This window comes from Azovibrio sp. (assembly GCF_049658005.1).
Lineage (GTDB): Bacteria > Pseudomonadota > Gammaproteobacteria > Burkholderiales > Rhodocyclaceae > Azovibrio.
The window spans coordinates 1-6,018 of sequence record NZ_JBASOH010000072.1; the positions used below are offsets into that span (position 1 = coordinate 1).

A 6,018-nucleotide genomic window follows, 5' to 3' on the forward strand; every position below is an offset into this window, starting at 1 on the left:
GCCTTCCGCTTCGAGCGCCGCCGGCTCTGCCGAAACCGCCGGCAGCGGCCAGGGGGCATCTCTTGGCGCCCCCCGCTTCGATGCCGCCTACCTGCACAATCCCAAGCCCGCCTATCCGCTGCTGGCCCGGCGCCGGGGGGAGGAGGGCAGGGTGCTGCTCAAGGTCGAGGTCAGCGCCGCCGGCCTGCCCGAACAGGTCCGGATCGCCCAGAGCAGCGGCCACGCCAGCCTGGATGAGGCCGCCCTGAATACCGTCCGGAACTGGCGCTTCGTGCCGGCCCAGCAAGGCGGCACCCCGGTCGCCGCCAGCGTTCTCGTTCCCATCCTCTTCAAACTGGAAAACTGATCATGCAAACCCTCGAATTCGCCCAGCTCTGGAACCATACCGACAATATCGGCCGGGCCGTGGCCCTGGTGCTCATCCTCATGTCCATCACCAGCTGGAGCGTCATCCTTGGCCGGGGCTGGGATGTCTGGCGCCTGCGCCGCTGCCTGCCCACGGCGTTGTCCCGCTTCTGGAGCGCCCCCAGCCTGGAGGGTGGGCATCAACTGCTGCTGGAAACCCCCTGCAGCCGCCTCCTTGCGCCTCTTTCCGCCGCCGCCCTGGAACTGGGCCCGGCCGCCCGCCATCCCGGCTTCGACTATCCCGGCCAGCTCACCCGCAGCCTGCGCCGAGCCCTGGCGGAAATCACCATGACCCTGGAAAGCGGCCTCACCCTGCTTGCCTCCACCGCCGCCGTGGCCCCCTTCGTCGGCCTGTTCGGTACGGTCTGGGGCATCTACCACGCCCTGCTCGGCATCTCCCGGGCCAGCTCGGTGCAGCTCGACGTGGTGGCCGGCCCCGTGGGCGAAGCCCTGATCATGACCGCCGCCGGCCTGTTCGTCGCCATTCCCGCCGTGCTCGCCTACAACTTCCTCAATCGCGCCAACCGCATCCTCATGGCCGCCGCCGACGGCTTCGCCCACGACCTGTACGCCCAGGCCACGGCGGGGGAAGCCTGGCGCCCCCTGGAACCCCGGCGGCCCCGGGTGGTGGGAGCCTGAAATGAGTTTCGGCAGCTTCGGGGGGGAAGGCGTCCCCAAACTCAACGCCGAGATCAACACGACTCCCCTGGTGGACGTGATGCTGGTGCTGCTGGTGGTGTTCATCCTTACCGCGCCGCTCCTGGCCCAGGGCATCCAGGTGAACCTGCCCCAGGCCCAGGCCGCGCCCCTGGAGGCCCAGCCCGACCCGGTGCAGCTAGGCATCCAAGCCGACGGCAGCCTGTTCTGGAACGGCCAGCCCCTAGCCGCCACCGCCCTGCAGGCCCACCTGGAGGAAGCCGCCCGGCGCCAGCCCCAGCCGGAAATCCGCCTGCGCGCCGATGCCGAAACCCCCTACCGGCACCTGGCCCGGGTCATGGCCGCCGCCCAGAGGGCGAATTTGACCCGCATCGGCTTCGTCACCCAGCCAGAACCCAGTCCTTGATGCCCTCCCCGGCCGACATGAAGATCAGAACCGCCATCCCGAACCACCCGAACCACCCGATTCCGCCAGGGCGAATCCACCCCCAGGACTTCCGATCCAGGCATGGCCGGTCCAAAAGGCCCGATTCTGCGTCGATGCCGCCACCTGACCATCCACCGCCAGGTGCGTCAACAACGCCTCGACCTCTGCCCCCATCCCCGCCGGATGCCGTTTGCCTTGAAAAAGAACAAAACGGCGCACTTATTCAAATAACTACCGTCCGTCTTCATATCTTGTGACAGGACCATAAAAAGACTATATTAAGTCTCTGTCAAGTCTGGAGCATCGCCATGCGCTACTCATCACAAGTCAAGCCCATCAGCTATCTCAAAGCCAACGCTGCCGAGGTTCTGACACACCTCGCGGAGCAGCGTGAACCGATGGTCATCACCCAAAACGGCGAAGCCAAGGCTGTCTTGCAGGACATCGCCTCGTTCGAAGAGACGCAAGAAACACTGGCCTTGCTGAAAATCCTTGCGCTGGGCAATCAGGATCTGTCTGCCGGCAAGGTCAAGCCTGTGGCTGACGTCGTTGCCCGCCTGCGCGCCAAGCGGGCCTCCGCCTGATGGCAGGCACATCCGCCAAGTTTGAAGTCCTGCTCACGGAGGGCGCGGAGCAGGACCTGGAGGCCATCCACGACTACCTCTGCGAATTCGACTGCGTCGCCAACGCCAACCCTGTCTTGGATGCGTTGATGAACGTTGTGGAAAGCCTGTCGAGATTCCCGGATCGCGGCAGCTATCCGAAGGAACTGGTCAGCCTGGGGATCAAAGAATACCGCCAGACTTTCTTCAAGCCTAACCGCGTGATCTACCGTGTCACAGGCAGCCAAGTCATCATTTACCTGATTGCGGATGGACGCCGCGACATGCAAACCGTGCTTGCCCGCCGCCTGCTGGGCGCTTGACCCGCAGCCACCCGTACCCGTGCTCATCATGCATAAAGGTCTGCGCGCACTTCTGGCATCAACTGCTGCTCTTGTCAGCGGACCCGCATTTGCATGGCTTGCGGCAGAGCTTGCTGCCTGCTACGAGATGTTCTCGACTGGCATGAACTCTCGGGCCGAGTTGGGCGACGACCTGGGGTTTGGCATGCTCTTATTCATGGTCGTGCCGCCAATCGCATTGGCTGGTGCGGTGCTTGCATGGTGGTTTGTCTGGTCCCGTACTGGGCGCACGAAAACCACATTCGCAAATGAGGACGCAAATGCATGACATCTCTGGCCGTCGGCATAGGCCTTGTCCGGCAATCTCGCGGATATCGCGCAAAACTGACCGGGTGACGCTGCAATGTCGATAGAATCAACGCCTTCGATAGAATCAACGCCTGGCCCCTGGTGGCTGGAGCCTCTGGAAGAAACGACCGGGATTGCCGGCTTGTCCAGTGTCGAGGCCAAAGCGCGGCTGGACAGGTTCGGCCCCAACCTGTTGCGCGAGCGGCAGAAAAAATCACTGCTGCGCCAGTATCTCGCCCGCTTCAAGAATCCGCTGGTCCTCATCCTGCTCGCCGCCAGCGCGGTTTCTGCATTTACCGGGGAGCTGGCCAACTTCCTCATCATCAGCTGCATCGTGCTGTTGAGCGTCACGCTGGATTTTGTTCAGGAGTATCGGGCCAACGCGGCGGCGGAAAAGTTGCGCCAGTCGGTTTCTGTTCGGGTCAATGTGCTGCGCGATGGGCAGCCGCTGGAGATTGCGGTAACCGAGGTCGTCCCCGGCGACATCGTGCTGCTGGCAGCGGGTGATTTGATTCCGGCGGATGGCCGGGTGCTGGAAGCGCGCGATTTCTTCGTCAAGCAGACGCTGCTGACAGGTGAATCCTATCCGGTGGAAAAGCGTCCCGGCGTTCTCGCGGCTACGGCCACCGATGTTCAGGAGGCGACCAACGCGGTGTTCATGGGCACCTCGGTCATCAGCGGCAGCGCCCGCATGCGGGTGGTGAAAACGGGCGCGGATACCGCCATCGGCGCCATCGCCGAGAGCATTTCTGGGCCGACGGAAGCGACTTCTTTCGAGCTGGGCACCCGCCATTTCGGCATGCTGATCATGCGCCTGACCGTGCTCATGGTGATGTTCGTGCTGCTGGTGAATGCCTATTTCCACAAACCCTGGCTGGAATCCTTCCTGTTTGCCGTGGCGCTGGCCGTGGGCCTGACGCCGGAACTGTTGCCCATGGTGGTCTCGGTCACGCTGTCGCGGGGGGCGTTGCGCATGGCCAAAAAACACATGATCGTCAAGCGCCTCTCCGCCATTCAGGATCTGGGTTCGATGGATGTCTTGTGCACCGACAAGACCGGCACCCTGACCGAAGCAAAAATCCGCCTGGAAAGACATGTGGATGCTCAAGGCCAGCCCAGCGAACGGGTACTCGAACTGGCCTACTTCAACAGTTTTTTTGAAACCGGCCTGAAAAGTCCCCTCGACGAAGCCATTCTTGCCCATCGGCACATCGAGATTGGCGCCTGGAAAAAAATCGACGAAGTGCCTTTCGATTTCGAGCGGCGCCGCGTCTCGGTGTTGATCGATAACGGCGAAACGCGCTGGCTGGTGGTGAAAGGCGCGCCCGATGAAATCGTCGGGCTGTGTACGCACCATGAAGCGCAAGACACCCATCCGGGCGCCGGACCCGGCGCGATCATTCAGCAGCCGCTGGATGACGCGGCGCTGGCGAACATCCGCAGCCAGTACCGGGCCTTGGAAGAAGGCGGTTTCCGTACCTTGGGCATTGCCTGGCGCGAGGTGCCGCAGGACCATCCCCATGCCGTGGTGAGCGATGAAACAGAACTGGTGCTGGCCGGTTTTGCCGCCTTTCTCGACCCGCCCAAGACCAGTGCGGGGCCCGCCCTGGCGGCGCTGAAGAAAACCGGTATCGAGATCAAGATCGTGACCGGGGATAGCGACCTGGTGACCCGCCACATCTGCGCCGAGTTGAAGATTCCGGTAATGGGGCTGTTGACCGGCAAGGAGATCGAACCGATGGACGATCACGCCCTGCAGGCCCGGGTGGAGGCGGTGAACCTGTTCTGCCGCGTCAATCCGGCGCAGAAGGAGCGCGTGATCCGGGCGCTCCGCGCGCGCGGCCATGTGGTCGGCTATCTGGGCGACGGTATCAACGATGCGCCGTCCCTGCATGCGGCGGATGTCGGTTTGTCCGTGGATACGGCCGTGGATGTCGCCAAGGAAGCCGCCGACATGATCCTCCTGCAACAGGATTTGCATGTGCTGCATGCGGGCGTGCTCGAAGGGCGGCGCACCTTTGGCAACATCATGAAGTACATCATGATGGGCACCAGCTCGAACTTCGGCAACATGTTCAGCATGGCCGGCGCCTCGCTGTTCCTGCCATTTCTGCCGATGTTGCCGACGCAGATCCTGCTCAACAACATTCTCTATGACCTCTCGGAAATTCCCATCCCGCTGGACAAGGTGGACGCCCGCGAAACCCGTACCCCGCGGGTGCTGGACATGGATTTTGTGCGCAATTTCATGCTCGTGATCGGGCCGGTCAGCTCGTTGTTCGACTTCCTGACTTTTTACATCATGCGGGTCGTTTTTCAGGCGAATGAAAAACTGTTTCAGACCGGCTGGTTCGTCGAATCGCTCTGCACCCAGGTACTGGTGATCTTTATCATCCGCACGCGAAAAAATCCGCTCAAAAGCCGACCCCATCCGCTGCTCACGGCAACTTCGCTGACGATCGTCGCCACGGCGATGCTGCTGCCCTTCACACCCTTGGGCACCTATTTCGGCTTTGTGCCGCCACCCGCGAAGTTTTATTTCATCCTCGGCGTCATGGTGCTGGTCTATCTCTGCATTGTCGAACTGGCCAAACAGGGTTTCTACCGTTGGGCAGTGGCCAGGCCACCACGCAAAAATGGGCCGGGCCCTGCAATCAAGCACCCATCGATCAATGGGTAGAGCAAAGAGGGTAGAGCAGAGAGCTCCGGGGGTTCGATGGCTACGATCGTAACCTGCTGATTCAATCAGATCGCGTTTCACATGATCAATGGAGTCTGACTCATTCCTGAATCCGTGCCCCCCATAACGAATCCGCGCCTCATTGGATTTTCTGAATTTCGTTGCCCGGATTGCCTGCCTGCATGCGTCCAAGACCCTGCGCTGGCCGTTATGGCGGGCATGAACGTCGCCCCAGCGGCCATCAAGACACTCCACAAACGGTGTTCGGCACGCAGCGTGCAGGGCTGCGCCTGCAGCGATGGCGGCACGGGTGGCGGGTGTTGCCGGGATGGTTCGCAGTTGCTGGTCAGGGCACCGCGCTGCGCCATGTCGCCCGTCTATGTCGCGCGCAGTTGGGCGTAATGGCGCGCAAAGGCCGCGTAGCCCGGATCGTGCTCGCCCAAACCGAGCACCCAGCGGCCCGCATGGCCAATGAGCCGCGCGGCCTTGTAGACCATCTCCTGCATCACGGTCTTGATGCGCCGACGCTGGGCCTTGTGGCGCACGGGCGCATCCTTGCCGTGCAGGGTGTGCACGCCGATTAGGCGCAGCAGGTTC

8 protein-coding genes and 1 pseudogene are annotated in these 6,018 nt (G+C 62.5%); 7 read left to right on the top strand and 2 right to left on the bottom strand.

What is annotated here, in order from left to right; genetic code table 11:
• The 3 genes from WBH99_RS07485 to WBH99_RS07495 all read left to right on the top strand — a co-directional run.
• A partial coding sequence (locus tag WBH99_RS07485; protein WP_424219480.1) for an energy transducer TonB occupies positions 1-346 on the top strand: 346 nt, incomplete at its 5' end.
• Positions 347-348: 2 nt separating this feature from the next.
• Positions 349-1,044 carry a MotA/TolQ/ExbB proton channel family protein gene (locus WBH99_RS07490; protein ID WP_424219481.1) on the top strand — a complete coding sequence of 232 codons (696 nt, stop codon included), beginning with the start codon at positions 349-351 and terminating at the stop codon, positions 1,042-1,044.
• A gap of 1 nt (position 1,045) precedes the next feature.
• Positions 1,046-1,468 carry an ExbD/TolR family protein gene (locus tag WBH99_RS07495; RefSeq protein WP_424219482.1) on the top strand — a complete coding sequence of 141 codons (423 nt, stop codon included), beginning with the start codon at positions 1,046-1,048 and terminating at the stop codon, positions 1,466-1,468.
• 24 nt (positions 1,469-1,492) lie between these two features.
• Here the strand turns inward: WBH99_RS07495 and WBH99_RS07500 are convergent, their stop codons facing one another.
• Complete coding sequence (locus WBH99_RS07500; RefSeq protein WP_424219487.1) at positions 1,493-1,663, bottom strand: hypothetical protein; 171 nt, start codon at positions 1,661-1,663, stop codon at positions 1,493-1,495.
• 134 nt (positions 1,664-1,797) lie between these two features.
• On the opposite strand from WBH99_RS07500, the gene WBH99_RS07505 reads away from it, so the two are divergent.
• From WBH99_RS07505 to mgtA, 4 genes are all read left to right on the top strand, one after another.
• Positions 1,798-2,073 (top strand): type II toxin-antitoxin system Phd/YefM family antitoxin, encoded by a 276-nt coding sequence (locus tag WBH99_RS07505; RefSeq protein ID WP_424219483.1) that lies wholly within the window; start codon positions 1,798-1,800, stop codon positions 2,071-2,073.
• A complete protein-coding gene (locus WBH99_RS07510) occupies positions 2,073-2,414 on the top strand; it encodes a type II toxin-antitoxin system RelE/ParE family toxin (RefSeq protein WP_424219484.1) in 342 nt (113 codons plus the stop codon). The genes WBH99_RS07505 and WBH99_RS07510 overlap by 1 nt, the downstream gene beginning before the upstream one ends.
• Positions 2,415-2,442: 28 nt before the next feature.
• Positions 2,443-2,721 carry a hypothetical protein gene (locus tag WBH99_RS07515; RefSeq protein ID WP_424219485.1) on the top strand — a complete coding sequence of 93 codons (279 nt, stop codon included), beginning with the start codon at positions 2,443-2,445 and terminating at the stop codon, positions 2,719-2,721.
• Between the two features lie 75 nt (positions 2,722-2,796).
• Positions 2,797-5,421, top strand: coding sequence for a magnesium-translocating P-type ATPase (mgtA, locus tag WBH99_RS07520; protein WP_424219486.1), 2,625 nt, complete (start codon positions 2,797-2,799; stop codon positions 5,419-5,421).
• 377 nt (positions 5,422-5,798) lie between these two features.
• On the opposite strand, the pseudogene WBH99_RS07525 reads toward mgtA, so the two are convergent.
• Positions 5,799-6,018, bottom strand: a pseudogene (locus tag WBH99_RS07525) (IS1380 family transposase); the annotation flags it as partial.

What these genes read in the sequence shown, in the direction of transcription:
- WBH99_RS07515 (WP_424219485.1), top strand. Translation starts at nt 2,443, where the DNA reads ATGCATAAAGGTCTGCGCGCACTTCTGGCATCAACTGCTGCTCTTGTC.
- WBH99_RS07505 (WP_424219483.1), top strand. Translation starts at nt 1,798, where the DNA reads ATGCGCTACTCATCACAAGTCAAGCCCATCAGCTATCTCAAAGCCAAC.
- mgtA (WP_424219486.1), top strand. Translation starts at nt 2,797, where the DNA reads ATGTCGATAGAATCAACGCCTTCGATAGAATCAACGCCTGGCCCCTGG.
- WBH99_RS07510 (WP_424219484.1), top strand. Translation starts at nt 2,073, where the DNA reads ATGGCAGGCACATCCGCCAAGTTTGAAGTCCTGCTCACGGAGGGCGCG.
- WBH99_RS07490 (WP_424219481.1), top strand. Translation starts at nt 349, where the DNA reads ATGCAAACCCTCGAATTCGCCCAGCTCTGGAACCATACCGACAATATC.
- WBH99_RS07500 (WP_424219487.1), bottom strand. Translation starts at nt 1,663, where the DNA reads ATGGGGGCAGAGGTCGAGGCGTTGTTGACGCACCTGGCGGTGGATGGT.
- WBH99_RS07495 (WP_424219482.1), top strand. Translation starts at nt 1,046, where the DNA reads ATGAGTTTCGGCAGCTTCGGGGGGGAAGGCGTCCCCAAACTCAACGCC.